This is a genomic window from Arthrobacter sp. MMS24-T111 (assembly GCF_054888995.1).
Genome location: NZ_JBTZRO010000001.1, coordinates 2,919,811 through 2,945,751, shown reverse-complemented (window position 1 = coordinate 2,945,751; position 25,941 = coordinate 2,919,811). Strand labels below are relative to the sequence as shown.

The 25,941-nt window shown below is 66.0% G+C and carries 19 protein-coding genes, 1 pseudogene and 1 riboswitch; of the genes and pseudogenes, 2 read left to right on the top strand and 18 right to left on the bottom strand.

Going from position 1 to position 25,941, the window contains the following annotated elements; all coding sequences use genetic code 11:
* Position 1: 1 nt before the first annotated feature.
* From nadD to ACX5I6_RS13765, 9 genes and pseudogenes are all read right to left on the bottom strand, one after another.
* Complete coding sequence (gene nadD, locus ACX5I6_RS13805) at positions 2-616, bottom strand: nicotinate-nucleotide adenylyltransferase (RefSeq protein ID WP_285246268.1); 615 nt, start codon at positions 614-616, stop codon at positions 2-4.
* A 55-nt stretch (positions 617-671) separates the two neighbouring features.
* Positions 672-911: a hypothetical protein gene (locus tag ACX5I6_RS13800; protein WP_285246269.1), complete on the bottom strand. Its 240-nt coding sequence runs from the start codon at positions 909-911 to the stop codon at positions 672-674.
* Positions 912-991: 80 nt separating this feature from the next.
* The gene (locus tag ACX5I6_RS13795) at positions 992-2,356 is read right to left on the bottom strand and encodes a glutamate-5-semialdehyde dehydrogenase (RefSeq protein WP_461840829.1); all 1,365 of its coding nucleotides are present in this window, start codon (positions 2,354-2,356) and stop codon (positions 992-994) included.
* Positions 2,357-2,382: 26 nt separating this feature from the next.
* Positions 2,383-3,534 (bottom strand): glutamate 5-kinase, encoded by a 1,152-nt coding sequence (proB, locus tag ACX5I6_RS13790; RefSeq protein ID WP_461840828.1) that lies wholly within the window; start codon positions 3,532-3,534, stop codon positions 2,383-2,385.
* Entirely contained in the window at positions 3,524-5,113 is a 1,590-nt protein-coding gene (gene obgE, locus ACX5I6_RS13785) for a GTPase ObgE (protein ID WP_461840827.1), read from the bottom strand. The genes proB and obgE overlap by 11 nt, the downstream gene beginning before the upstream one ends.
* A gap of 117 nt (positions 5,114-5,230) precedes the next feature.
* Positions 5,231-5,495, bottom strand: a pseudogene (gene rpmA / locus ACX5I6_RS13780) (50S ribosomal protein L27).
* Positions 5,496-5,556: 61 nt separating this feature from the next.
* Positions 5,557-5,865: a 50S ribosomal protein L21 gene (rplU, locus tag ACX5I6_RS13775; protein ID WP_018761567.1), complete on the bottom strand. Its 309-nt coding sequence runs from the start codon at positions 5,863-5,865 to the stop codon at positions 5,557-5,559.
* 264 nt (positions 5,866-6,129) lie between these two features.
* Positions 6,130-7,650, bottom strand: a complete 1,521-nt coding sequence (thiD, locus tag ACX5I6_RS13770) for a bifunctional hydroxymethylpyrimidine kinase/phosphomethylpyrimidine kinase (protein WP_461841720.1) — start codon at positions 7,648-7,650, stop codon at positions 6,130-6,132.
* 7 nt (positions 7,651-7,657) lie between these two features.
* Positions 7,658-7,755: riboswitch (TPP riboswitch) on the bottom strand.
* A 28-nt stretch (positions 7,756-7,783) separates the two neighbouring features.
* A complete protein-coding gene (locus ACX5I6_RS13765; RefSeq protein WP_461840826.1) occupies positions 7,784-11,311 on the bottom strand; it encodes an Rne/Rng family ribonuclease in 3,528 nt (1,175 codons plus the stop codon).
* Between the two features lie 437 nt (positions 11,312-11,748).
* Here ACX5I6_RS13765 and ACX5I6_RS13760 point away from each other — a divergent pair, with 437 nt between their 5' ends.
* The gene (locus ACX5I6_RS13760; RefSeq protein ID WP_461840825.1) at positions 11,749-12,417 is read left to right on the top strand and encodes a vitamin K epoxide reductase family protein; all 669 of its coding nucleotides are present in this window, start codon (positions 11,749-11,751) and stop codon (positions 12,415-12,417) included.
* A 63-nt stretch (positions 12,418-12,480) separates the two neighbouring features.
* On the opposite strand, the gene ndk is transcribed toward ACX5I6_RS13760, so the two are convergent.
* The 5 genes from ndk to ACX5I6_RS13735 form a co-directional block, all read right to left on the bottom strand.
* Positions 12,481-12,900 (bottom strand): nucleoside-diphosphate kinase, encoded by a 420-nt coding sequence (gene ndk / locus ACX5I6_RS13755; RefSeq protein ID WP_285242823.1) that lies wholly within the window; start codon positions 12,898-12,900, stop codon positions 12,481-12,483.
* Between the two features lie 47 nt (positions 12,901-12,947).
* Positions 12,948-13,403, bottom strand: coding sequence for a DUF4233 domain-containing protein (locus ACX5I6_RS13750; RefSeq protein ID WP_461840824.1), 456 nt, complete (start codon positions 13,401-13,403; stop codon positions 12,948-12,950).
* Positions 13,404-13,406: 3 nt separating this feature from the next.
* Positions 13,407-14,765 (bottom strand): bifunctional folylpolyglutamate synthase/dihydrofolate synthase, encoded by a 1,359-nt coding sequence (locus ACX5I6_RS13745; RefSeq protein WP_285246277.1) that lies wholly within the window; start codon positions 14,763-14,765, stop codon positions 13,407-13,409.
* 3 nt (positions 14,766-14,768) lie between these two features.
* Positions 14,769-18,095, bottom strand: a complete 3,327-nt coding sequence (gene ileS, locus ACX5I6_RS13740) for an isoleucine--tRNA ligase (protein ID WP_461840823.1) — start codon at positions 18,093-18,095, stop codon at positions 14,769-14,771.
* 616 nt (positions 18,096-18,711) lie between these two features.
* A complete protein-coding gene (locus ACX5I6_RS13735) occupies positions 18,712-19,470 on the bottom strand; it encodes an SDR family oxidoreductase (protein ID WP_461840822.1) in 759 nt (252 codons plus the stop codon).
* Positions 19,471-19,544: 74 nt separating this feature from the next.
* Here ACX5I6_RS13735 and valS point away from each other — a divergent pair, with 74 nt between their 5' ends.
* On the top strand, positions 19,545-22,166 hold the full coding sequence (gene valS / locus ACX5I6_RS13730; RefSeq protein ID WP_461840821.1) for a valine--tRNA ligase: 2,622 nt from the start codon (positions 19,545-19,547) through the stop codon (positions 22,164-22,166).
* A gap of 347 nt (positions 22,167-22,513) precedes the next feature.
* Here valS and ACX5I6_RS13725 read toward each other — a convergent pair whose 3' ends face one another.
* The 4 genes from ACX5I6_RS13725 to ACX5I6_RS13710 form a co-directional block, all read right to left on the bottom strand.
* Entirely contained in the window at positions 22,514-23,128 is a 615-nt protein-coding gene (locus ACX5I6_RS13725) for a mycothiol-dependent nitroreductase Rv2466c family protein (protein ID WP_461840820.1), read from the bottom strand.
* Positions 23,129-23,142: 14 nt separating this feature from the next.
* Entirely contained in the window at positions 23,143-24,423 is a 1,281-nt protein-coding gene (gene clpX / locus ACX5I6_RS13720) for an ATP-dependent Clp protease ATP-binding subunit ClpX (protein WP_018761579.1), read from the bottom strand.
* Between the two features lie 177 nt (positions 24,424-24,600).
* Positions 24,601-25,260, bottom strand: a complete 660-nt coding sequence (locus tag ACX5I6_RS13715) for an ATP-dependent Clp protease proteolytic subunit (protein ID WP_018761580.1) — start codon at positions 25,258-25,260, stop codon at positions 24,601-24,603.
* A gap of 37 nt (positions 25,261-25,297) precedes the next feature.
* Positions 25,298-25,921, bottom strand: a complete 624-nt coding sequence (locus tag ACX5I6_RS13710; RefSeq protein WP_461841719.1) for an ATP-dependent Clp protease proteolytic subunit — start codon at positions 25,919-25,921, stop codon at positions 25,298-25,300.
* Between the last annotated feature and the right edge of the window lie 20 nt (positions 25,922-25,941).

Genomic DNA, 25,941 nt, shown 5'->3' with positions numbered 1-25,941 from the left:
CTCATTCAGTACTGGCTGGTTCGCGTGCTTCGGAAAGTGGTTCATCCGCGCCTGCCGGCGGATCGGCATAGAGATCGTACTTGGCGATGTACTGCACCACCCCGTCCGGGACCAAATACCAGACCGGATGGTTCGCTGCCACGCGGGCACGGCAATCCGTGGACGAAATGGCCATGGCTGGCACTTCCAGGAGGCTGACGTCCTCGCGGCCCATCCCGTCCAGGACGTGTCCCGGGCGGGTGACTCCCACGAAGTGCGCCAGCGACCAGAGCTCGTCAATGTCCTTCCAGGACAGGATCTGCGCCAAGGCGTCAGCACCCGTGATGAAGAACAAGTCGGCATCCGGCCGCTGGGCCCGGAGGTCGCGCAGGGTGTCAATGGTGTAGGTGGGACCCGGCCGGTCCACGTCAACCCTGCTGACGGTGAAGCGCGGATTGGAGGCCGTAGCGATCACGGTCATCAGGTAACGGTGCTCAGGCTCGCTGACCTGTTTATGGGACTTTTGCCATGGCTGCCCGGTGGGCACGAAGACCACCTCATCGAGGTCGAATTCGGCCGCGACCTCGCTGGCCGCCACCAGGTGCCCATGGTGGATGGGATCGAATGTCCCGCCCATGACACCAAGCCGCAGCCTTCCTCGGGCACCATTGCGGTGCAGGTTGTGCGAAATGTTAGTGGCCCTGCCCGCGATCGTGCTTGTTGGGGTGCTGGCGGTGCGGATCCGCGTGCTCCTCGGTGGCCGTGTGCCGGTTGCCCAGGTTGTTGTAGGACCATGCAATGAACATGAGGACCACCAGGATGGCGAACATTGACACGCCGAAGACCCACGGCTCCGCCAGCAGCGGCGCCGGCTCCTCATGGGCTGCGTCGCCTGCCGCGGCGATGGACGTGACGATCTGCTGGAGCAGCATTTTCTCCCCTATGTTCAAGGATTTTCAGGCAGCGGAACCTTCCGCTGCTTTCTAAGGTTCTGGTCTATGTTACCGCGTTGCTACCCGCGGACCTGGCCTTCGCCCTGGACAATCCACTTCGTGGTGGTCAGCTCGGTCAGTCCCATCGGGCCGCGGGCGTGCAGCTTCTGGGTGGAGATCCCCACCTCGGCGCCCAGGCCCAGTTCGCCGCCGTCGGTAAAGCGTGTGGAGGCGTTGACGATGACCGCTGCGGAGTCCACCTCCGCAATGAACCGTTCAGCGTTTGCGAGGCTGTTGGTGAGAATCGCTTCGGTATGGCCCGTGGACCACGTGCGGATGTGCTGGACGGCGTCGTCGAGGCTGTCCACCATGGCCACCGCAAGGTCCAGGTCCATGTATTCCGTGGCCCAGTCTTCGTCCGTGGCCGGCTCCGCGTCGATCCCGGCGGGCAAGGCTGCACCGATCCGCTGGTCCACATGCAATCGGACCCCCGCGTTTCGAAGGGCCGTTGCGACGGCGGGCAGCACGGTCGCGCCGGAGTGGACCAGCAGGGTTTCGACGGTGTTGCAGACGCTGGGCCGCTGTGTCTTGGCGTTGAGCAGGATTTCCACCGCCATGGTCTCGTCCGCAGATTCGTCCAGGAAGATGTGGACGTTTCCCTCTCCCGTCTCGATGACCGGCACTGCGGAATTGGTCACCACTGTCTGGATAAGGTCGCGGCCGCCGCGGGGAATCAGTACATCCACCTTGCCGCGGGCCTTCATCAGGACGTTGGCGCCGGCGCGGCCGAACTGGTCCACGGTCTGGACGGCGTCGGCCGGCAGGCCCACGGATTCGAGGGCTTCGCGCAGGACCCGTACCAGGACCTGGTTGGTGGCTTCGGCTGCACTGCCGCCGCGCAGGATGACGGCGTTGCCGCTCTTGAGCGCCAGCCCGGCGATGTCCACGGTGACGTTGGGGCGTGCCTCGTAGATGGCTGCCACGACGCCCATGGGCACGTTGACCTGGCGGAGGCGCAGTCCGTTGGGGAGGGTCTGGCCGCGGACCACGTTGCCCACGGGGTCCGGGAGGTTGGCCAGGTTCTCAAGGGCCGCAACCAGGCCGTCAACACGGCTTTCGGTGAGGGTGAGCCGGTCCAGGAGCGCTTTGGAGGTGCCATTGTCCCGGCCGCGCCGGACGTCCATGGCATTGGCCGCCAGGATTGCCTGCACGTTCTCCTGCAGGGCCGCTCCCACTGCGCGGAGGCCGCGGTCCTTCCATGCCCGGTTGGCGGTGGCCATGCTGCGGGCGGCGTGACGGGAGCGGTCCGCGATGGCGTGGACTGCCGCTTCGACGTCTGCCGCGGCGGCCGGCCCCCCTGCCGCCTGTCCTGCCGCCGGGCCCGGCTGCGCGAGGTCAGCAGTGGTTCCGGTATCTACGGCAGCGTGGATCAGGGCTTCAGTCATAGTCCAAGTTTAGGCGAGCCGGCTGCTTAGACCAGCACCAGGTCATCTACATGAACAACTTCGCGGTCGTAACCGCTGCCGAGTTCCTCGCCCAGCTCCCTGGTGGAGCGCCCGAGCATGTGCGGCAGCTCCTGGGATGAGTAGTTCACCAGTCCCCGGGCAACTACGGTGCCGTCGGCACCGGCAAGTTCGACGGCGTCGCCCGCTTCAAAGTCGCCGTGCACGGCCGAGATGCCGGCCGGCAGCAAGGACGTGTGGTGGTGGCGCACTGCCCGCACCGCGCCGTCGTCCAGGACCAGGCGGCCCTGCACGGACGCGACATGGGCCAGCCAGAGGAGGCGGACGGGCTTGCGCGAGCCGTTCACGGAAAACCAGGTGCCGACGTCCTCGCCGTTCAGGGCGGCGGCAGCGTTGGGTGTGGATGTCACCAGCGCGTGGATTCCGGAACCTGCCGCCATGCTGGCCGCTTCCACCTTGGTCATCATTCCGCCGGTGCCCACTCCGGCCTTGCCTGCTTTCCCGATGGAAACGCCCTCAAGGTCCTGCGCTCCGGTAACCAGCGGGATGCGCTTGGCACCGTGGGCGGGCGGACCGTCGTAGAGGGCGTCGACGTCGGACAGCAGCACGAGCGCGTCGGCGCGCACCAGGTGTGCCACCAGGGCGGCGAGCCTGTCGTTGTCGCCGAAGCGGATCTCGTGGGTGGCCACGGTGTCGTTTTCATTCACGACGGGGACCACCCCGAGGTTGAGCAGCCGGTCCATGGCGCGGAGGGCGTTGGTGTGCTGGCTGCGCCGCATCAGGTCCTCGGCCGTGAGCAGGACCTGGCTGACAGTGACGCCATGGGCACCAAACGCCTGGGTGTACCGGGCCATCAGGAGGCCCTGGCCCACGCTGGCCGCCGCCTGCTGGGTGGCCAGGTCCCGGGGACGTTTTTCCAACCCCAGCGGGGCCAACCCCGCGGCGATGGCGCCGGAGGAGACCAGGATGATTTCGGCACCCGCGTTGCGCTTGGCGGCGAGGGCGTCGGCCAGCGCGGTGAGCGACTCCTCGGAAATGCCGCCCTTGATGCTGGTCAGTGAGGAAGACCCCACCTTGACCACGATGCGGCGGGCATCCGCCAGCAGGCTTCTGTCCACGGAGCCCGCAACGGGCGCCGTGTCCACGACCCTAGAGGTCATCGTCCGCTTCCATTCCACTGTCCTGTACGGGGCGGGCAGCACGGCGTCCGCTGACGGACTCGGTCCAAATACCGGCCTTGCGCTCGGCCTCGAGTTCGGCGCGGGCGGCAGCCTTGGCGTCGCGGCGTTCCTGCTGCTCCTCACGCTTCTGGCTGCGGGTGGGGCGGTCGCCGATATCGGCGAACCGGACGTCCGTGCCACGGGGTGAAGCCAGGAGTTCCGCGCCAGCCATCATGGTGGGCTCCCAGTCGAAGACGACGCCGTCGTCCTCGCCAATGACCACGGTATCCCCCGGCTTGGCGCCCTGCTTGAACAGCTCGGTTTCCACGCCCAGCTTGGCCAGCCGGTCGGCAAGGTAGCCAATCGCTTCCTCGTTGGTGAAGTCGGTCTGCTTGACCCAGCGCTCGGGCTTCTCGCCGAGGACGCGGAACAGCGGCTCCAGGTTCTTTTCCTCGCGGCGGATCTTGAACCCGGTTTCATTGACGGCGCGCGGCCGGAGCACGACGGGCTGGACCTTGGGAGGTTCGGCCGCGACGGCGTCGCGGGCGGCCTGGACGATTTCGGCCATGGCGAAGCCGAGCTGGCGCAGGCCCTCGTGGCTGGTGGCGGAAACCTCAAAGACGCGGTACCCGCGCGATTCCAGTTCCGGGCGCACGAATTCCGCCATGTCCTTGCCGTCCGGCAGGTCCACCTTGTTCAGTGCGACGAGGCGGGGGCGGTGGTTAAGGGGGACCACCTGGCCGTCGGAGCCTGCGTAGCTCATGTCCACCGCGTACTTTTCGAGTTCGCCTTCGATGATGGCGAGGTCCGAGAGCGGATCGCGGTCGGATTCGAGCGTGCCGCAGTCGAGCACATGCACCAGGGCGGCGCAGCGCTCAACGTGACGCAGGAAGTGGTGCCCCAGGCCTTTGCCTTCGCTGGCGCCTTCAATCAGGCCGGGGACATCGGCAATCGTGAAGCGGACATCGCCTGCCTGGACGACACCCAGGTTCGGGATCAGGGTGGTGAAGGGATAATCGGCGATCTTGGGCCGGGCGGCGGACATCGCGGCGATCAGGCTGGACTTGCCCGCGGACGGGAAGCCCACCAGGGCGATGTCTGCAATGGACTTCAGTTCCAGGACCACATCGCGGGAGTCGCCTTCGATTCCCAGCAGGGCAAACCCGGGAGCGCGGCGTTTCTGGGAGGACAGGGCGGCGTTGCCGAGTCCGCCAATACCGCCGGCGGCGGCCACGTATTCGGTGCCTTCACCCACGAGGTCGGCCAGGACGGTGCCGTCTTTGGACTTGACCACGGTACCGTCCGGAACGGGAAGCACCAGGGTTTCGCCGTTCTTGCCGCCGCGCCAGTCGCCCATACCGGGCCCGCCGTTGCTGGCGTGCCGGTGCGGCGCGTGGTGGTAGTCGAGGAGGGTGGTGGTCTGGTGGTCCACCCGGAGGATCACGTCGCCGCCGTTGCCGCCGTTGCCGCCGTCGGGCCCGCCAAGGGGCTTGAACTTCTCCCGGTGGACGGAAACGCATCCATGGCCGCCGGTTCCGCCGGATACGTGCAGTACTACCCGGTCTACAAAGCTGGCCACGTGGATCTCCTCAGAATGCTGTTTACGCGGCGCCCGGGGACGCCACAACGATTGTAATGCGGTTAAAGAACAGTGGAGCGGGCCCTCAGGCCCGCTCCACCGCTTCAAGACTTGTTGTTACTCTGCGGCTGCAGCAGCAACGATGTTGACCACGCGACGTCCGCGGCGGGTGCCGAATTCAACGGCGCCCGGGGTCAGTGCGAACAGGGTGTCGTCACCGCCACGGCCGACGCCGGCGCCCGGGTGGAAGTGGGTGCCGCGCTGGCGGACGATGATCTCGCCTGCGGAAACAACCTGGCCGCCGAAGCGCTTGACGCCGAGGTACTGTGCGTTGGAATCGCGACCGTTGCGAGTGGAGCTTCGCGCCCTTTTTATGTGCCATCTGAAATGCCTGCCTCTAAATTCTGGGGAATCTGTTGAAATGCCTGAACAGTAACCGGCGGTTACTTGATGCCGGTGATCTTGACCTTGGTCAGTTCCTGGCGGTGACCCTGGCGCTTCTTGTAGCCGGTCTTGTTCTTGAACTTCTGGATGACAATCTTAGGACCACGCAGGTCCTGGAGGATTTCAGCCGTAACAGTTACCTTGGCCAGGTCCTTGGCTGCGGAGGTGACCTTGTCACCGTCAACCAGGAGCAGTGCGGGCAGCTCAATGGTGCTGCCGGCTCCACCGGCGACGCGGTTCAGGGTAACGAAGTCTCCAACGGAAACCTTCTCTTGGCGGCCGCCTGCGCGGACAATCGCGTACACCACTTGGGAACTCACTTCTCTCGACGTTTATAACAAAATTTGCGTGCGGAACCGACTCAATAAAAGCCTGGTTTCTCGCTGTGCCTCAACGCCGTGGGGTCATAACCCAAGTGTTGGCGTAAGCACCGAAGATCCAGAATACGCTAAATCCGTCTCCAGCCGCAAATGAGGCTGGTTCCGGAGGGCCGGCTGTGATAGTAACCACAGCCTGGCATGCAGCGCCGCAACCGTGCGTATCCATTGTAGCCGGGGCGCCGCCGTTGGACGTCAGGAGTGAATGCGCGGCGCGTCGAAGAATTCCACTTCAAGCCGGCAGGACTGCTTGAACGCCGTCACCATGGCGGCCTGTTCATGGTCGGAGGCTTTCCGTCCGGCCGCGTCCACAATGGCGATGGCCTGCCGGGTGGCCTCGGCGAAGCCCTCGTCGGCATAGGTGCGGAGCCACGCAGCGTAGGCGTGCCCTTCCGGTTCGCCCGCCGCGAGGAACTGGGCGTGCAGTGTCCTGCCAACCTCGGCGTAGAGCCAGAAACAGGGCAGGACGGCGGCGGCAAGGACCGCATAGCTCACCGACGCCGAGACGGCTGTGAGGTGGTCAACGTAGGACTTGGTGACGGGCCCCAGGCCCGTCTGCCCAGGCCGGGTGCTGAGCCATGAGCGGTGCAGTTCCGATTCGACCTCCAGGCACTGCCGGGCCGAGCCTGCCCAGAACAGCTGCTCCGCCTCGGACGGGGCCAGGGCACTGGCCCGGGCCAGGACCCGGGAGTACCCGTTCAGGTACTGGGCGTCCTGGGCAAGATAGTAGGCAAAGTCCTTCTCGGCCAGTTCGCCGGAGACAAGGCCGTGGATGAAGTCCAGGGCGTAGATATCCGCCAGGTCCTGCCGGGCTTCGGCCCAGAGCCTGGCCGCGAAGCCGCCTTCCGGCAGGTGGGGCCGCACGTGGTGGAAGTGGTGCACGGGCCCGTTTCCTTGGCCGACCTCCAGCCGGCCGGACTCCTCAAGCGCTCCGGCCAGCCAGGGCTTGACCGTCCGCAGCGACGCTTCCCAGTCGCCCAGCCGGGCCTGGACCGTTGCCATGGCAGAGGACAGCGAACAACCCGTGCCGTGGCTGTTGCGGGTGTTGACACGGGTGCCGGGCACTTCCACGACGTCCCGGGCCAGCACACCGGCGGTGTTGACCAGCGCGTCCGGGCAGCCTTCGCCTGACAGGTGTCCTCCCTTGACCAGGACCGTGGCGCCGGTGGCATCCGCCAGGCGCCTGCCCTGGTCCAGCGCGGCTTCCCAGTCCCCCGCGGGCTCTTCGCCCACGAGCATGGCCAGTTCGGGCAGGTTGGGGGTGATGAGGTGGGCAACGGGCAGCAGGTCGCGGAGGGCGGCTTCGGCAGATTCCTTCAGCAGCCGGTCGCCGCTGGTGGCCACCATCACGGGGTCCAGGACCACGACGGCGGGACGCACCTTTTCGAGCCACTGCTGGACTGTGCGGATCACCGCTTCGTCGCCGAGCATGCCGATCTTGACGGCGTCGATGGTGATGTCGTCGCTGACGGCATCGAGCTGCTGGGCCAGGAACGCAGCAGGCGGGACGTGGACGGCCACAACGCCGCGGGTATTCTGCGCGGTGAGTGCCGTAATGGCGGCCATGCCATATCCGCCGTGCGCTGCAATGCTTTTCAGGTCCGCCTGGATTCCTGCTCCACCGGATGGATCCGAGCCCGCGATGGAGAGGACCCGTGGGATGTCGCGGCCGGCAGGGGTGCCGGTGGCGTCAGTGGAGGCAATTGGCAGGGGCATGGAGAGGGTCGAAGACAACAGACATCCCTTCGCCGGTACTAGCCGGACAGGTTCAACGGGTGTGGATCTCAGCCGGCCTTCTGCGCGGCACCCCGTGTCGGTTTCCCAGCCTAGCCGTTGGCGCGATGCCGGGCTAAAGGTGACAGCGGCCAGATGCAGGAAGTCCCCGCCCCGTGGACTGTTCCCCCTGTACTTTCGGGGGGAATGGTCCACGAGACGGGGACTTCACCTCTCGACGCCGTGGCTTGCCGGAATTTAGAGCTTCCGAAGCCGGGACGCCCACGCCGAGGATGATGGGTTCCTCAGAACGCTTCCCGGTATCAGGAACCTTCTGGTTCGCGGGCTCGGGGGCCTTGGCTGCGTGCGAGTGCCCGGTAGTGGCGGCTTGGACGTTCTCATGGTGCTGGACGGCGGTTTCGTTCGCGGCGCCCTGGGCTCGGCTGGCGGCCCGGTGGCGGCGCGGCCTGCGCTGCCTTGTCTGCTCCAGCGTGTGGTCGGAGTAGTCCTTTTCAGCCGGTGCTTCCGCGGCCCGCGCGGGGGCTTCGCCGCCCTGCGGCCGGGGCTCCTGTGCGGCCTGTTCCGTTGCCGGTTCAGCCGCTGCAGGATTTTCCGGAGCGTCCTCGACGGCGGAAACCGGCTGGCCGAGGTGCGCGAATGCTTCCGCGAGCCGGTCCAGCGTCAGGGCGGGCTTGGGCTGCTGCTCCTCCGCGTGCTCCACGAACGGAAGCGGGACTTTCTCGCCGCCGAACGTCAGGACCGCCGCGGGACGCCCGTGTGTATCGGCGTCGTGCTTTTCCCCGTCAGCTGCCGGTGCAGGCTGGACCGGTGCTTGCGGGTCCGGAGCCTGCCCTGCCGGCGCGTGCCGGGCAGCTGCCAGCTCGTCGTCGTGGAGGTGCGCCGCGTGGGCCGCCGCGGCGATGTTGGCCAGGGCAAGCCGGGTGGCTTCAGCCTTGGCGTGCCGCTCGGCGTCACTGGGATCCGGCTGCACAGTGTGCACGTGCACTGCCGGCGCCGGTACTGCCTCGGCCTGCTGGCCGCCGCGTCCACGGCGGCGCTTCCGCTCGGGGCGTGCACCGGGCTGGGCGGCATCGGTCCGCTGCCCGTGGGGACGGTGGGCCTCCCCGCGGGCTTCGGGACGGTTGTCGGCGCGCTGGACGTGGTGTTCGGCCGCCACAATGTTGGCCCTGCGGTGCTCCACGGGATCGTCGTGGGTCACGACGCCGCGTCCGGCACACGCCTCGCACTGCTCGCCGAAGACTTCCAGCAGGCCCGTGCCCATGCGCTTGCGGGTCATTTGGACCAGGCCCAGGGAGGTGACCTCGGCAACCTGGTGCTTGGTCCGGTCGCGGCCCAGGCACTCGACGAGGCGGCGCAGGACCAGGTCGCGGTTGGATTCGAGCACCATGTCGATGAAGTCGATCACGATGATACCGCCGATATCGCGCAGCCTCAGCTGGCGTACCACTTCCTCGGCAGCTTCGAGGTTGTTCTTGGTGACGGTTTCCTCGAGGTTGCCGCCGCTGCCGGTGAACTTTCCGGTGTTGACGTCCACCACGGTCATGGCTTCGGTGCGGTCGATCACCAGCGAGCCGCCGGAGGGCAGGAACACCTTGCGCTCGAGCGCCTTGTGGATCTGCTCATCGATCCGCCAGGCGGAGAAGATGTCCTGGTCCTTGGTCCACTTCTCGAGGCGTCCCACCAGGTCCGGGGCCACGTAGGTGACGTAGGCCTCGATGGTGTCCCAGGCTTCCTCGCCGGAGACGATCAGCTTGGAAAAGTCCTCGTTGAAGACGTCGCGGACCACCTTGATGGTCAGGTCAGGTTCGCCGTACAGCAGTTCGGGGGCAAGGACCTTGGTGGAGCTGGACTGGCTCTCGATGCCCTCCCACTGCGCGCGGAGGCGGTTGATGTCGTGCGTGAGCTCCTCTTCGGATGCCCCCTCGGCCGCGGTGCGGACAATGACACCGGCGTGTTCGGGGAGGCGGTCCTTGAGGATGCGCTTGAGGCGGTTGCGTTCGACGTCGGGCAGCTTGCGCGAGATGCCCGTCATGGAGCCGCCGGGCACGTACACCAGGTAGCGTCCGGGCAAGGAGATCTGGCTGGTGAGGCGGGCACCCTTGTGGCCCACTGGGTCCTTGGTCACCTGGACCAGGACGGTGTCGCCGGACTTCAGAGCGTTTTCGATCCGGCGCTGCTTGCCTTCGAGGTTGACGGCTTCCCAGTTGACCTCGCCGGCGTACAGCACGGCGTTGCGGCCGCGCCCGATGTCAACGAACGCAGCTTCCATGGACGGCAGCACGTTCTGGACCTTGCCCAGGTAGACGTTGCCGATCAGCGAGTCCTGCTGGGTCTTGGACACGAAGTGCTCGGCCAGGACGCCGTCTTCAAGGACGCCGATCTGGATTCTGTCGTCGCGCTGCCGGACGATCATCTGGCGGTCCACGGATTCGCGGCGGGCCAGGAACTCAGCTTCGGTGATCACGGTGCGGCGGCGGCCGGTGTCGCGGGATTCGCGGCGGCGCTGCTTCTTGGCTTCAAGGCGGGTGGAGCCCTTGACGCTGGTGACCCGGTTGTTGACCGGCGCTTCGCTGACGGCGCGCGGCGCACGGACCCTCGTCACCGTGTTGGGCGGATCGTCGCCTTCCCCACCGGTCAGCTCCAGGTCCTGGTCACCGCGGCGGCGGCGACGGCGACGGCGGGAGGTCACGCCGTCTTCCACCGGCCCGTTGGCGTCCTCGTCGGCTTCGTCGTCGGCATCGGCGTCACCGGTGCCGCCTTCGACGTCTTCATCTGTCCGGTCGCCGATGCGGCTCCGTCCGCGGCGGCCACGGCTGCGGCGCCGGCGGCGGCTGGCGGAATCGTCTGCCTCGTCGGATTCTTCCTCGTCGGTCTCTTCCGCCGCGGGCGTTGTGGGGCGGACCACGGTGCTCAGGTCCGGCGCCTGGAAGAGGACTGACGTGGGGGAACCTGGTTCCAGGAACAGCGAACCAAAGGGGCTTGCTGCCGCCGTTGACGCGGCGTCGCTTCCGGCCTCGGGAGTTGCAGGTGCGGCAGCGGGCTCCTGTGCCTGCACCGGGGCGTGCGGGACCTCTTCGAGGGCGGGGCCGGCGGCGGCTTCCGGGGCAGCAACAGACGCCTCGGGGGTTTCCTCCGTTGCGGTTTCTTCCACGGCGTCCTGCACCGGAGCGGCGTCAGCAGCTTCCGCCGCTACAGTTTCCGGGGCCGGAGCCGGGGAAGCGACCTTGCGGGTGGCTACCCGACGGCGGCGTACAGGCTTCGTTTCGGCGTCCGCCGCGATGTCCGGGCCGGCAGCCGGGCCCTCATCGGCCGGGGCCGGTGCGGATACTTCAACTGCGGCAACGGCTGCGCCGGTGGTCGGCGCAGTGTCATCGGCGAACGCGGGAAGGGGTTCGGCGGCGTCGGCTTTCTTCCGGGCGCGGGTGCGGCGGGCGGGCGCCTCTTTCTCCGCGGCGGGTTCTTCCACCGGCGTGTCGGCCGCAGGGTCTGGTGCGGTGGCCTCGTCCGCTACGGCCTCGTCCGCTACGGCTTCGGCAGCCTTGGGCGCCGCCTTGCGCCGGGTCCGCGGAGCCCTCTTCGGTGCAGCAGCGGCCTCTGTTGCCACTGCTTCGTCATTAACGGCCAGTTCTCGATCATTATCCATATGTGGCTACACTCCTGCCCCTGACGTACCGCCACATCCGGCACCCATTGGGGCACATATTGTCAAAACCCGCAGGCGTTGACAGAAGTCAAATGGATGCTCCCGGGTTCGCACCGGCATTGGGGTGCGGCAGCCCACAGGAGCCGGTGGATGTTCTGAAAACCCGTTGTTCTGCGTGCCACAACCAGGTGCCGCTCAATGGAGTCGCGGGAGTGCCGGAGAATTCCGAAGCCTGCCCTGCTCATCATTGGCGGTCTTGGGAACAAACCACCGGACCGGAGTCCGAATGTGGATCGGCTTCCAGCCACGTTCATTCTCTCATACCCGGGCAGGATCGCCGCGGAGGCCCGCGCCGCCCTTGCCTTTCTGGGTGGCGGGCCCAGCCACCGGCGTTACAATCAGGCACAGGAGCACCGGATGAAAAGGACGCCACACCCATGCCCAGCATCTCCCCCGTCAGCGCCCACGAAAGCGATCGAGCCGTCGAGCCGCGCACCGCTGCTGCCGAAAACCTCCCCCGGATGACCCGGAACCGGCCGTTCGGCTGGCTTCTGGTCATCACCGGAATCGTGGGATGGCTTGCCTCCGGCACCCTCGTCCTGGAGAAGCTCGAGGTACTCAAGGACCCCAACCACACCACCGTGTGCGACGTGAATCCCTGGATCTCATGCGGCCAGGTCATGCAGACCTGGCAGAGTTCACTGTTCGGGTTCCCCAATATGTTCATCGGAATCGTGGCCTTCGCCATCATCATTACCGTGGGCATGGCCCTGCTCGCGGGCGCCACCTTCGCCCGCTGGTACTGGGTTGGCCTGCAGGCGGGCGTCACGCTGGGCTTCGCATTCGTCGTGTGGCTGTGGTCCCAGGCCCTGTACTCCATCCACATCCTGTGCCCGTTCTGCATGATCGTGTGGTCGGCCATGATCCCGCTGTTCGTCTGGACCACCATCAGGAACATCACGGCAGGAGTCATCCCGCTGCCCGCCCGGGCAACCCGCATCCTTGGCGATTCCGGCTGGATCATCACGGCGCTGCTGTATGTTGCCGTCATCGCCACCATCTTCTTTGCGTTCATCCAGGTGTTCGCCGGTACCTCGGGCTTCTAGGCCGCAGATGACAGAAGCCCTTGGTTCGAAAGAACCAAGGGCTTCTTGCTGTTCCGGGGCCTGTCAGCCCTGGAACCAGATCTTGATCTCGCGCTCGGCGGATTCGGTGGAGTCCGACCCGTGGACCAGGTTCTGCTGGACCTTCAGGCCCCAGTCGCGGCCGAAGTCGCCGCGGATGGTGCCCGGTGCCGCCGTCGTGGGATCGGTGGTCCCGGCCAGTGAACGGAAGCCTTCGATGACGCGGTGGCCTTCGAAGATGGCCGCCACGACCGGGCCGCTGAGCATGAACTCGACCAGCGGCTCGTAGAACGGCTTGCCCACGTGCTCTTCGTAGTGCTGCTCCAGCAGTTCGCGGGTGGCGTCAACCTTCTTCAGCTCAACAAGGCTGTAGCCTTTGGCTTCGATCCGGGCCAGGATGGCGCCGGTCAGGTTACGGGCGACGCCGTCGGGCTTGATCAGGACGAGGGTGCGCTCTGTGGTCACAACTGCTCCAATGGTTCGGGTGGGGTTTCAGGTCAAGTCTACGGGTACTATGGCTGGGCCGGGCCGGCGGCCTGGTCCGGGTGGGAGGCTTCCCATTCAGCTTCCTCGCGGGCGCGCTGCGCAGCTTCACGGTCAAGCCTGATGCCCGTGCGGATCCCGTACCACCAGGCGATGGCGAACAGGGCGCCCACCAGGAACATGGCCGGCTCAAAGATGCCGGTCAGGATCAGGATGACCTGCAGGATCCACCCCAGCGCCACCCCCCAGGGCTTAGTGAGGACCGCGCAGGCCACCACCATGACGGCGCTCAGGGCAAGGCCTACGCCCAAAATGAGGGCGGGCGGGAACTCCTCCCGGCGCAGGCCGAACACCGCGAGGGTGGCGAAAAACATGACGAATGCTTCCAGGAGCAGCACCGTGGAGGCAAACATGACTTTGGTGGAGCGGCGCTTCTTCGGCATCCCGGGGCGCCACTCGCGCTGTGCCTTTGTCAGTCTGGCCATGGATTACGCCTCAGTCTTCCCGAGCAGGATCCGTGCCTCAGCCACCAGGGTGATGGAGCCCGTGACCAGCACGGCGCCGGAGAGGTCGTCGTTGGCTTCGGCCCGCTCAACGGCCCATTCCAGTGCGTCGTCCAGCTTCTCGGCGATGTGTACTTTGTCTTCGCCGAAGCCAAGGTCAATGGCGAGCTCGGCGAGGTCGGCTGCCGGAACTGCGCGCGGGGAGTTGGACTGGGTGAAGCAGTACTCGTCGGCCAGGCCGCCCAGGGATTCCTTGAGTTCGCGCAGGATCTCTTCGGCGTCCTTCTCCTTGAGTACGCCCACTACCGGAACCAGCTTGGTGAACGTGAATGCTTCCTGCAGGGCGGCGGCGGAGGCCCGGATGCCGTCCGGGTTGTGCGCGGCGTCCACGACGATGGTGGGCGCCGTGCGCACCACTTCCAGGCGGCCGGGCGAGGTCACCGCAGCGAATCCTTCCTGCAGGACCTCGAAGTCGAGTTCCTTTTCGCCGCCAAAGAACGCCTCCAGTGCGGCGACCGCCACGGCGGCGTTTTGCGCCTGGTGGGATCCATGAAGCGGCACCAGCAGGTCCGGGTAGCGCCCGGCGATGCCCTGGATGGTGACCATCTGGCCGCCCACGGCCACGGTGCGTGACTCGACGCCGAACTCCACCCCCTCGAAGCGGAAGGGCACGCCTACTTCCTTGGCCTTCTCCAGCAGGACCTGGGCCGCGTCGATGGGCTGGGCGGCGCTGATGAGGTAGCCGCCGGGCTTGATGATGCCTGCCTTTTCGTGGGCGATGTCCTCCGTGGTGTCACCGAGCAGGTCGGTGTGGTCCAGGGAGATCGGGGTAACCACGGAGACCTGGCCGTCCCCGACGTTGGTGGCATCGGTGATGCCGCCCAGGCCCACCTCGATGACGGCCACATTGACCGGCTGGTCAGCGAAGATGGCGAAGCCAAGGATGGTGAGGCATTCGAAGTACGTCAGCCGTGGCTGGCCCTCGGCTTCCAGTTCCGAATCCACAATCTGCAGGTAGGGCCGGATTTCGTCCCAGATCCGCACAAACGTCTCATCCGGCACGGGGTGTCCGTCGATGCTGATCCGCTCGGTGACCTTGGACAGGTGCGGGCTGGTGTACCGCCCCGTGCTCAGGCCATGGGCGCGGAGTACCGACTCGATCATCCGCGACGTGGAGGTCTTGCCGTTGGTTCCCGTCACGTGGATGATCGGGAACGCCTTGTTGGGTTCGCCGAGGACGTCCATGGCGCGGAACAGCGGGGCCAGGCGAGGCTCCATCTTGTTTTCCGGCGCCCGGCCCAGCAGTTCCGCGTAGACGCTTTCCACCGAAAATTCGTCGGTCATGTCCTAGGCCTCCACTTTTTCCACCACGACGGCGGGTTCGTCCACGTCTGCCGGTTCGGCAGCCAGGTCAACGGTCAGGGTCTCGCCCTTGACCAGTTCGGCGTTCGCCAGCAGGGCGGCCACGACGTTCTGCGCGGCGGTTACCGTGGTGCGGATCCGGTCGCTGACATTGAGTCCGGCATCCTTGCGGGCCTGCTGGATGGCGCGGACCATGTCGCGGGCCAGGCCTTCGGCCTCGAGTTCAGGGGTCACCTCGGTGTTCAGCACCACGAAGCCGCCACCGGGCAGGACCGCGACGGCCTTGGAGCCGCCGTCACCGCCATCGGAATCCGCCACGACGGTCTCCAGGGTGTACTCCTGGGGCTCCAGGCGCAACCCGCCCGCGGTGACCGCACCGTCGTCGTCCACTGACCAATCGCCGGACTTGGCGCCCTTGATGGCAGCCTGGACGTTCTTGCCCAGCCGCGGGCCGGCGGCGCGGGCGTTGACTACCAGCTTCTGCTGGATGCCGAATTCCTCCGGGGATGCGTTCTCGGCGTCGAGCAGGCGGACTGCGCGCAGGTTGAGTTCATCGGCGACGACGGCGGCGAAACCGTCCAGCGCACCGGCACCCGGTGCCACCACGGTGAGCTCCTGCAGGGGCAGCCGGACGCGCAGGTTGGCTGCCTTGCGGAGCGAGGAGCCGGTGGAGCAGATCTGCTGGACGCGGTCCATGGCTTCGACGAGGGAGGGGTTTGCGGGGAAGAGGCCCGCGTCCGGCCAGTCGGCCAGGTGCACGGACCGGCCGCCGGTCAGGCCCCGCCAGATCTCTTCGGACACCAGCGGCAGCAGGGGGGCCGCGGCGCGGGTGACGGTCTCGAGGGCCGTGTACAGGGCGTCGAAGGCGTCCTTGTCCTCATCAAAGAACCGTTGCCGGCTGCGGCGGACGTACCAGTTGGTGAGCATGTCCAGGTAGCTGCGCAGCGAGTCGCAGGCACCTGAGATGTCGTAAGAGTCCAGCTGCGCCGTCATGTTCCGGACCAGGTCGCCGGTGTTGGCCAGCAGGTACTGGTCGAGGGTGTCGGCGTAACCCTCGTAGCGCAGCGTGGCGTCGTAACCCCGGCCCCCGTCCGCTGCGTTGGTGTACAGCGTGAAGAAACTGTAGACGTTCCAGAGCGGCAGGATGACCTGGCGGACGCCGTCGCGGATGCCCTGCTCGGTGACGATCAGGTTGCCGCCGCGGAGGATGGGGCTGGACATCAGGAACCAGCGCATGGCGTCGGAGCCGTCGCGGTCCAGGACCTCGGAGACGTCCGGGTAGTTGCGCAGGCTCTTGGACATCTTCTGCCCGTCGGAGCCCAGCACGATGCCGTGGCTGATGACGTTCCGGAACGCCGGGCGGTCGAACAGCGCAGTGGAGAGGATGTGCAGCATGTAGAACCACCCGCGGGTCTGTCCGATGTACTCCACGATGAAGTCTGCCGGGTTGTGCGTGTTGAACCAGGCTTCGTTCTCGAACGGGTAGTGGACCTGGCCGTAGGGCATGGAGCCGGAGTCGAACCAGACGTCCAGGACGTCCTCGACGCGGCGCATCACGGACTGGCCCTCTTCGGGGGTGCGGGGATCGTCCGGATTGGGCCGGGTGAGCTCGTCGATGAACGGGCGGTGAAGGTCCACCTGGCCGTCCTTGTTCAGGGGCAGGCGGCCGAAGTCCGCTTCGAGTTCGGCGAGGGAACCGTAGACATCGGTGCGCGGGTAGTCGGGATCCGTGGACTGCCACACCGGGATGGGGCTGCCCCAGTAGCGGTTGCGGCTGATGGACCAGTCACGGGCGTTGTCCAGCCACTTGCCGAACTGGCCGTCCTTGACGTTGCCGGGGATCCAGTTGATCTCCTGGTTCAGTTCGGACATCCGGTCCTTGAACTTGGTGACCTCGACGTACCAGGAGGACACGGCCCGGTAGATCAGCGGGTTACGGCAGCGCCAGCAGTGCGGGTAGCTGTGCTCGTAGCTCGCCTGGCGGACCAGCCGGCCTTGGGCGCGGAGTACCTGGGTGATGGGCTTGTTGGCCTCGAAGACCTGCAGTCCGGCGATGTCGTGGAGTTCGCCGTGCTTGAACAAGGGCAGGAACTTTGCGCCTTCGTCAACGGAGAGCACCACCGGGATGCCGGCTTCCTCGCAGACCTTCTGGTCATCTTCGCCGTAGGCCGGAGCCTGGTGCACGATGCCCGTACCGTCCGTGGTGGTCACGTAGTCGGCCACCAGGAAGCGCCAGGCGTTCTCCATGCCGTACTTTTCGTTGTCGGCGAAGTCGTCCCAGAGCCGCCGGTACTCCAGGCCTTCCAGTTCGGCACCGGTGTGGGTGGAAACGACCGCCGCTTCGGCGTCCTCGAAGCTGTCGTATCCGAGGTCCTTGGCGTAGTTGCCCAGCAGGTCTGCCGCCAGCAGGAAGCTGCCCGTCACCGGGGCGTCGGCCGATGCAGCCTTGACGCCGTTGGGTCCGGCGGGGAGCACCGCGTAGGTGATGGCGGGGCCGACGGCGAGCGCGGCATTGGTGGGCAGCGTCCAGGGCGTGGTGGTCCAGGCGAGGGCCTGGACGCCGTCGAGCTGCTTGGACAGCGCGGATTCGCCGGCCAGGATGGGGAACGTGACGGTGACCGTCTGGTCCTGGCGGTTCTTGTAGACGTCGTCGTCCATGCGCAGCTCGTGGTTGGACAGCGGGGTCTCGTCCTTCCAGCAGTACGGCAGGACGCGGTAACCGTTGTAGGTCAGGCCCTTGTCGTGCAGCTGCTTGAAGGCCCAGAGCACCGACTCCATGTACTCGACGTTCAGGGTCTTGTAGTCGTTGTCGAAGTCCACCCAGCGTGCCTGGCGGGTGACGTAGCTGCGCCATTCGTCGGCGTACTTCATGACGGATGCCCGGCAGGCGTCGTTGAACTTGTCGATGCCCATGGCTTCGATCTGGGTCTTGTCCGTCATGCCCAGCTGCTTCATGGCTTCGAGCTCGGCGGGCAATCCGTGCGTGTCCCAGCCGAAGCGGCGCTCGACGCGGCGCCCGCGCTGGGTCTGGTAACGGCCAACGAGGTCCTTGGCGTAACCGGTGAGGAGGTGGCCGTAGTGCGGCAGGCCGTTGGCGAACGGCGGGCCGTCGTAGAACACGAATTCGTTGCTGCCCGGCTCGCCGCCGGGAGCATCCGCGCTGCGCTGGTCGATGCTGGCCTGGAACGTTCCGTCCTGGTCCCAGTACTTCAGGATGCGCTCTTCGATCTCCGGGAACTTCACGGAGGCGGAAACGCCGGCATTGCCGCTGGCTGGGGTGCTGGAGGCTGAGGCCTTGGGGTAAAACGTCATGTTCGACATCCTGGGTTGGGCGCGGTGAACCTCCGGCGCGTGCCGGCTGTTCCGTTCAGGATGCGAGGACGGCGTCCGTGCCGTCCTGGGACTGCACGCTCACCGCGGTACCACCTCACTTACCGGCACTGCGTGTCCCTTGCGGAACGGGCGCCGCACCGGCCTCTCGTTGACTGCTGTGACGGGCTTACCCGTCCGGTTCTACTGGCGCGGCCGCCGTTGACGGGCGGCAGCGTGTTCTTCCGGAAGCTCACCGGTGATTGCCGGGTCATAGCCACAGGCCAGTCTACTATTTCCGCCGCGTCCAGTGCCATTCCGAAGGCCGGGGGTGGCGGCACGCGGTCAGCTGCCTTGGTCAACCGGGAGGCGGAGGGAGTCATACATGATCCCCGCCATCGGCTGCATCCGGTTGTCGCTGGTGGGTGCCTTGGCCGGCATCGCAGGATCGGCCAGCCCACCGTGGACGTGGAATTCTTCAGCGCGACTACCGGCTGCCCGGGATCACGTTGGACCATTTCGTGACCAGCCCGGAAATCAGGGCCACGAACTATTCAGTCCAGCCGGTTCCGGGCACCGACCATGCGGCGGTGGTGGCCACCCTGCACGTCAGGGATTCCTAGCCCTTCCTGATCAATTTGTGTGTCGCGGCCTGCGCCACAGGCCGGACAACGATTTGGTCCAGGTTGACATGGTGCGGGGCGGAGACGGCGTATCGGACCACGTCTGCCACATCCGCGGCCGTCAGCGGCTTTTCCACCCCCTGGTAGACCTTCCCGGCGGCCTGCGCATCGCCCAGCCGATTAAGCGCGAATTCCTCGGTCTGCACCAGGCCCGGCGCCACCTCGATAACCCGCAGGTTGTGCTCCGCTTCCTCCAGGCGGAGGGCATTCGTCATGGCGTGCTGGCCGAACTTGGCCGCGTTGTAGCCGCCGCCGCCCTCATAAGCATCCAGTCCCGCCGTCGACGTCAGGTTGAGGACTGTGCCCCGGCCGGTGGCACGGAGCATCGGCAGGAAAGCGCGGGTCAGCTTCATGGTTCCCAGGACGTTGACCCGGAACATCCACTCCCAGTCCTCCGTGCTGGCATCTCCTACCCGGTCGGCGCCGCGGGCGCCGCCGGCGATGTTGATGAGCGTATCGATGCCGCCCGCGTCGGTGACCCGCGCAAGAAGCCGGGACACGTCGTCGTCCTCTGCGATATCGGCCGGGATCGCCACGGCGCCTGTCTCGCCCGCCAGGGTGTCGAGGCGGTCCGCCCGGCGCGCGACGGCGAAGACCGTCCAGCCGTCCGCGCGCAGGGCACGGACAGCCGCTTCCCCGATTCCGCTGCTCGCTCCGGTCACCAATGCTGCCTTTTTCTGCAAGTCCTCAGTCATGGCACCACCCTAACGGGACCAGGCGGCCCGGGGTTGGTTGGGTGGGATTGAAGCCGGCATGAAAGAATTGCCCAATGGCTGAAGACACGCAGGGTACAGACACGCCCACCACCGCCCCCATCAACGTTCCGGACAAGCCGGCCCTCGAAGGCCTCGAAGCCACGCTCACCCAGCGCTGGCTGTCCGAAGGAACCTACAAGTTCAACCCCGACACCACCCGGGAGCAGGTCTACTCGATCGATACTCCCCCGCCCACCGCGTCGGGTTCCCTGCATGTGGGGCACATGTTCTCCTTCACCCAGACGGATGTCCAGGCGCGCTACATGCGCATGACGGGCAAGAACGTCTTCTACCCCATGGGCTGGGACGATAACGGGCTGCCCACCGAGCGACGCGTGCAGAACTACTACGGCGTGCGGTGCGACCCCGCCGTTCCGTACAACGCCGACTACCGGCCACCGGCCCAGCCGGCCAAGAACCAGCGCGATTTCGACGTCGTGTCCCGGCAGAACTTCATCGAACTCTGCGAGGAACTGGCTGTTGAGGACGAGAAGGTCTTCGAGAACCTGTTCCAGACCCTGGGCCTGTCCGTCGACTGGGACCTGACGTACCGCACCATTGATGACACCTCCCGTGCCGTGTCACAGCGCGCTTTCCTGGCCAACCTGGCCGCCGGCGACGCCTACATGGCCGAGGCCCCGACCCTGTGGGACGTGACGTTCCGCACGGCGGTGGCCCAGGCCGAACTGGAGGACCGCGAGGTTCCCGGAGCCTACTACCGCTACCCCTTCTTCACCGAAGCCGGCGAAAAGATCTTCATCGAGACCACCCGCCCGGAACTGCTGGCCGCGTGCGCCGCCCTGGTGGCGAACCCCGACGACGAGCGGTACCAGCCGCTGTTCGGCAAGACCGTGACGTCGCCGCTGTTCGGCGTCGAACTGGAGGTCAAGGCCCACCCGCTGGCAAAGGCGGACAAGGGCTCGGGTATCGCCATGGTCTGTACCTTCGGCGACCTGACCGACGTGACCTGGTGGCGCGAATTGCAGTTGCCCACGCGCGCCATCATGGGCCGTGACGGCCGCATCATCGGCGAAACCCCCGAGTGGATCACCAGCGAGTCCGGCAAGGAGGCGTACGCGGCCATTGCCGGCAAGACGGCGTTCTCCGCGAAGGAGGCCGTGGTTGAACTGCTCAAGGAAGCCGACCTGCTGGACGGTGAGCCGAAGAAGATCACCCACCCGGTGAACTTCTTCGAGAAGGGCGACAAGCCGCTCGAGGTTGTGACCTCACGCCAGTGGTACATCCGCAACGGCGGCCGCGACGAGGACCGCCGCGAACGCCTGATCGGCCGCGGCAAGGAGATCGACTTCCACCCCTCGTTCATGCGGTCCCGCTACGAGAACTGGATCGCCGGGTTGAACGGCGACTGGCTGGTCTCCCGGCAGCGGTTCTTCGGCGTGCCCATTCCGGTCTGGTACCCGCTGGACGGGCAGGGCAACCCGGATTACGACCACCCCATCCTCCCCTCGGACGACATGCTCCCCGTGGATCCGGCAGCGGACGCCGCACCCGGCTTCGACGAGACGCAGCGTGACCAGGCAAACGGCTTTACCGGAGATGCCGACGTCCTGGACACTTGGGCCACGTCATCGCTGACCCCGCAGATCGTGGGCGGCTGGAGCCGGGACGAGGACCTCTTCGCGAAGGTGTACCCGTTCGACCTCCGCCCGCAGGGCCATGACATCATCCGCACCTGGCTGTTTTCCTCAGCGGTCCGCGCCGACGCCCTCCAGGACAGTGCGCCCTGGAAGCATGCGGCCATCTCCGGCTGGATCCTGGACCCGGACCGCAAGAAGATGTCCAAGTCCAAGGGCAACGTCGTCGTCCCCACGGACGTGCTGAATGAGTACGGCTCGGATGCGGTGCGTTACTGGGCCGCCTCTGCGCGCCTCGGGGCCGACACAGCCTACGAGATTGCGCAAATGAAGATCGGCCGGCGCCTGGCCATCAAGCTGCTGAACGCCTCCAAGTTCGTGCTGAACCTGGGTGCCACCGAAAACTCCGTCCTCTCGGACGATCTTTCGGTGTTGACCAACCCCCTGGACCGCGCCCTGCTGGCACAACTTGCCGACGTCGTCGCCCAGTCCACCAAGGCGTTTGAAAACTACGACTATGCCCGGGCCCTGCAGCTCACGGAATCGTTCTTCTGGCAGTTCACGGACGATTATGTGGAACTGATCAAGGACCGCGCCTACGGTGCCGCCGGCGAATCAGAGCAGGCATCGGTGCTGGCCGCCCTGGCAACCACCCTGGACGCCCTCCTGCGGCTCTTTGCCCCCTTCCTTCCGTTCGCCACGGAAGAAGTCTGGAGCTGGTGGCGCAGCGGATCGGTCCACCGCGCCGCATGGCCGTCAGCGCTGGAGATTCCCGGCGGTGACACCACCATGCTGGCCACGGTGGGGATTGCCCTCAGCGGCGTCCGCAAGGCCAAATCCGAGGCGAAGGTCAAGCAGCGGACCGAGGTGCTGTCCGCCACGATCACCGCAACGGAGGCCCTCACAGCACAGCTGCGGGCCGGGCTGGCGGATTTGAAGGCGGCATCAAACGCCCGAGAAATTACCCTGGTGGTGGGTGACGGGGATCTTGCGGTCACCAATGTTGCCCTCGCCGCGAGCGACGAGCCCGCCAAGGCCTGACACCCGGCCTCGTCCGGCCGCGCCCGTTCCAGGGCAAAGGGGAAGCCCCATCAGCGTTTTGCCGTTGGTGGGGCTTCGACTTTCGGCCATCTGGTGACGCTTTTCCAATGGTCTGGCAGGATCCGCTGAGTTTCCAGGTCTTACTGCTCCGTCACTGGCAGCTTGCATTCGACTTTGCCGATGGCTGCGTCGAAATTGCATATCACTGAATCTTTGGTTCCTGCGTCCCGCTTCTTTCGAAGTGGGTAAGAACCATTGTTCTCCCGCGCCGGGCCACGTGCAAGGGCCCCGGGGAACTACTGTCATGTAGTTCCCCGGGGCCCTTGCACGTGCAGTCGACCAGCGTTCTAGTTGAACTCCGGGCTCTCAGTGCGGCTTCGCTTCAGCTCGAAGAAGTGGGGGTAGCCGGCGATCGCGGTGGTCGCATCCCACAGCTGCCCGGCAACCTCGCCGCGCGGAATGCGGGTGAGGACGGGGCCGAAAAAGGCTGTTCCGTTGAAGGCCACCACCGGCGTACCAACGTCCTGGCCCACCAGGGAGATACCTTCCTCGTGGCTGGCCCGCAGCTCAGCGTCAAAAGCGTCACTGGCGGCCGCGTCGGCGAGGGACTCGGGGAGGCCGCATTCGGCGAGGGCCTTGGCAATGACCTCCGACCGGTCCTTCTCCCCACGCTCGTGGATCAGGGTTCCCATGGCGTCGTAGAGCGGCTTGATCACCTCGGGGCCATGCCCTTCCCGAGCCGCAATGATCACACGGACCATACCCCAGGCGTTGTCCATGGATTCCCGGTAGGCCGGCTCAAGATCGCGGCCCTCGTTCAGGACGGCCAGGCTCATGACGTGCCATTCGGTCTCGATGTCACGGACGGCCTCCACCTCGCCAATCCAGCGGGACGTAATCCACGCGAACGGGCAGAGGGGGTCGAACCAGAAGTCGGCTTTGTTCTTGGCGGGTGCAGTCACGAAAATCCTCTCGGTCAGGCAGACTTGCGGCGCTTGGCCGCGTGCGGAATCAGGGTGGGTTCGGCGCCCCGCAGCACCACGTCTTCGGTGATGACCACGCTGGCGACATCCTCGCGGCTTGGCAGGTCGAACATCACCGGAAGCAGGACTTCCTCCAGGATGGCGCGGAGGCCGCGGGCACCGGTGCCTCGCTCAAGGGCCTGCTCCGCGATAGCGTCCAGGGCGGTGTCGTCGAACACCAGTTCCACGCCATCAATCTGGAACATCTTCTGGTACTGCTTCACCAGGGCATTCTTTGGCGTGGACAGGATCTGGATCAGGGCGTCGCGGTCAAGGTTGGAGACGGTGGTGATCACAGGAAGCCTGCCGATGAATTCGGGGATCAGGCCAAACTTCAGCAGGTCCTCGGGCATGACTTCGCCGTAGGAGTCGACCTTCTTGCTGGCCTCGTTGAGCGGGGCGCCGAACCCGATGCCCTTGCGCCCGGAGCGGGAGCCGATGATCTCTTCCAGCCCGGCGAAGGCACCGGCCACGATGAACAGGACGTTCGTGGTGTCGATCTGGATGAATTCCTGGTGCGGATGCTTCCGGCCGCCCTGCGGCGGCACCGACGCCACCGTGCCTTCCAGGATTTTCAGGAGTGCCTGCTGGACACCCTCGCCGGACACGTCCCGGGTGATGGAAGGGTTTTCGCTCTTCCGCGAGATCTTGTCGATCTCATCGATGTAGATGATGCCCTGCTCGGCCTTCTTGACGTCGTAGTCCGCAGCCTGGATGAGCTTAAGCAGGATGTTCTCGACATCTTCGCCGACGTAGCCGGCCTCCGTCAGGGCGGTGGCGTCTGCCACGGCGAACGGGACGTTCAGGCGCCTGGCCAGGGTTTGCGCGAGGTAAGTCTTGCCGCAACCGGTGGGACCGATCAGGAGGATGTTGGATTTGGCGATCTCGACGTCGTCATGGTGCCCGGCGTCGCCGAGGCTCCCGGACTTGGGCGCGTGCCCGGCCTGGATGCGCTTGTAGTGGTTGTAGACCGCGACGGCGAGGGAACGCTTGGCGGGCTCCTGGCCTATGACGTATTCCTGCAGGAAGTCGAAGATCTCCCGCGGTTTTGGAAGTTCGAAGCTGCCCAGGTCTGCGACTTCAGCGAGTTCCTCTTCAATGATTTCGTTGCACAACTCGATGCATTCATCGCAGATGTAGACACCGGGCCCGGCAATGAGCTTCCGGACCTGCTTTTGGCTCTTTCCGCAGAAAGAGCACTTCAGCAGATCAGTGCTCTCGCCAATCCGAGCCATATGTGAACCCCTTAGTATCCTGCTGCCAGGCAGCCCTGCGCCGTTGCTGAAAAATATCTTCCGGCCAGCGGGGACCGGTTTGTGACATCTTCCACTCTAGGTCACATTGGACGCCAAGGGTGGAATGAAAAGGCCGGTGCGGCCAAATGAACATGGCCGCACCGGCTGTTGGCACTGCTACCGCGTGATCGCCTGCGGTTTGATCTTGCGGGAATCAAGCACCTGGTCGATCAGGCCGTAGGCCTGCGCTTCAGCGGCCGTGAGAATCTTGTCGCGCTCGATATCGTTGTTGACCTGCTCCGATGTGCGTCCGGAGTGGTGGGCCAAGGTGTCCTCCAGCCAGGAGCGCATCCGCATGACCTCTGCCGCCTGGATCTCCAGGTCGGAAGCCTGGCCGCCCTGGCCGCCGGAGAGCGCCGGCTGGTGGATCAGGACGCGGGCGTTGGGCAGTGCCAGCCGCTTGCCGGGAGTACCGGCGGCCAGCAGAACGGCGGCCGCACTGGCGGCCTGGCCCAGGCAGACCGTCTGGATCTCGGGCCGGATGTACTGCATGGTGTCGTAGATGGCAGTCATGGCCGTGAATGAGCCACCGGGAGAGTTGATGTACAGGGTGATGTCGCGGTCCGGATCGGTGGACTCCAGGACCAGCAGCTGGGCCATGATGTCGTCGGCAGATGCGTCGTCCACCTGCACGCCGAGGAAGATGATGCGGTCCTCGAAGAGCTTCGTGTAGGGGTCCTGGCGCTTGAAGCCGTAGGGCGTGCGTTCCTCGAACTGTGGCAGGACGTAGCGGCTGGACGGAAGATTCCCGGCGGACCACCCAAAGTTGTAGTTCATTGTGTTTACTCCTGATCGAAGGGGTTCTGGATGCCGGTTAGTTCTGCGCGGCTGATTCGCCGGAAGATCCGTTGGACGTTCCGCCGCCGCCGGAAACCGACCCGGCGTGCGCGGCGATCTTGTCGAAGAAACCGTATTCAAGGGCTTCGGTGGCGGTGAACCACTTGTCGCGGTCGTTGTCCTTGAGGATGGTCTCCACGGTCTGGCCCGTCTGCTCGGCAGTCAGTTCCGCCATGACCTTCTTCATGTGCAGGATGAGCTCGGCCTGGATCTTGATGTCCGAGGCGGTGCCGCCGATGCCGCCGGAGGGCTGGTGCATCAGCACGCGTGCGTTCGGCGTGGCGTAGCGCTTGCCCTTGGTGCCGGAGGACAGCAGGAACTGGCCCATGGAGGCGGCCAGGCCGGTGGCCACGGTGACGACGTCGTTGGGAATGAACTGCATGGTGTCGTAGATGGCCATGCCTGCCGTCACGGAACCGCCCGGCGAGTTGATGTAGAGGTAGATGTCCTTTTCAGGATTCTCCGCGGACAACAGCAGCAGCTGCGAGCAGATGGCGTTGGCGTTATCGTCACGCACCTCCGAGCCCAGCCAGATGATCCGCTCCTTGAGGAGGCGGTTGTAAATGTAGTTGTCCTGGACTGCAGGATCGACGGTCGCCATCCGGGGGGCCTCTGAGTGCT

Excerpts from the sequence above, each read along its gene's own strand:
- nadD (WP_285246268.1), bottom strand. The coding sequence starts at position 616 with ATGGGCGGGACATTCGATCCCATCCACCATGGGCACCTGGTGGCGGCC.
- clpX (WP_018761579.1), bottom strand. The coding sequence starts at position 24,423 with ATGGCTCGGATTGGCGAGAGCACTGATCTGCTGAAGTGCTCTTTCTGC.
- ACX5I6_RS13745 (WP_285246277.1), bottom strand. The coding sequence starts at position 14,765 with ATGACCGACGAATTTTCGGTGGAAAGCGTCTACGCGGAACTGCTGGGC.
- ACX5I6_RS13750 (WP_461840824.1), bottom strand. The coding sequence starts at position 13,403 with ATGGCCAGACTGACAAAGGCACAGCGCGAGTGGCGCCCCGGGATGCCG.
- valS (WP_461840821.1), top strand. The coding sequence starts at position 19,545 with ATGGCTGAAGACACGCAGGGTACAGACACGCCCACCACCGCCCCCATC.
- ACX5I6_RS13765 (WP_461840826.1), bottom strand. The coding sequence starts at position 11,311 with ATGGATAATGATCGAGAACTGGCCGTTAATGACGAAGCAGTGGCAACA.
- ACX5I6_RS13735 (WP_461840822.1), bottom strand. The coding sequence starts at position 19,470 with ATGACTGAGGACTTGCAGAAAAAGGCAGCATTGGTGACCGGAGCGAGC.
- proB (WP_461840828.1), bottom strand. The coding sequence starts at position 3,534 with ATGACCTCTAGGGTCGTGGACACGGCGCCCGTTGCGGGCTCCGTGGAC.
- ACX5I6_RS13710 (WP_461841719.1), bottom strand. The coding sequence starts at position 25,921 with ATGGCGACCGTCGATCCTGCAGTCCAGGACAACTACATTTACAACCGC.
- ACX5I6_RS13760 (WP_461840825.1), top strand. The coding sequence starts at position 11,749 with ATGCCCAGCATCTCCCCCGTCAGCGCCCACGAAAGCGATCGAGCCGTC.
- ACX5I6_RS13800 (WP_285246269.1), bottom strand. The coding sequence starts at position 911 with ATGCTGCTCCAGCAGATCGTCACGTCCATCGCCGCGGCAGGCGACGCA.
- ACX5I6_RS13715 (WP_018761580.1), bottom strand. The coding sequence starts at position 25,260 with ATGAACTACAACTTTGGGTGGTCCGCCGGGAATCTTCCGTCCAGCCGC.
- thiD (WP_461841720.1), bottom strand. The coding sequence starts at position 7,650 with ATGCCCCTGCCAATTGCCTCCACTGACGCCACCGGCACCCCTGCCGGC.
- ACX5I6_RS13795 (WP_461840829.1), bottom strand. The coding sequence starts at position 2,356 with ATGACTGAAGCCCTGATCCACGCTGCCGTAGATACCGGAACCACTGCT.
- ileS (WP_461840823.1), bottom strand. The coding sequence starts at position 18,095 with ATGACGTTTTACCCCAAGGCCTCAGCCTCCAGCACCCCAGCCAGCGGC.